General features: G+C 72.1%; 1 pseudogene. It reads left to right on the top strand.

The window, feature by feature from the left end:
- Nucleotides 1-221 (top strand): annotated as a pseudogene (locus ACPYOG_RS20545) (flap endonuclease); the annotation flags it as partial.
- Nucleotides 222-240 lie beyond the last annotated feature (19 nt).

The following is a 240-nucleotide window of genomic DNA, read 5'->3' as shown; positions in this document are numbered from 1 at the left end:
ATAAGAGACAGACTGCACTGGCGCCCCGTCGCCTGGCGGCAGCCGATTATCCCGCGGTCGCACCGCGCGTCGTCGAGGTCGTGCACGGCCTCCCGTTGCCCGCGGTGAACGCGCCCCTCGTCCACCCCACACCGGAACAGCGTGCTGCGCTCGCGCCCCTAGCCAAGCGCTGGGGTCTCAGCGGCTCGCTCCACCACCCCCTCCCCGCGCTCGAGGGATGAACGGCGCGGTAGATGCGCC

This window comes from Leifsonia sp. HAY1-4F, assembly GCF_056755275.1.
Note: the sequence above shows the minus strand (reverse complement) of the source record. Positions and strands in the feature narration are given on the sequence as shown.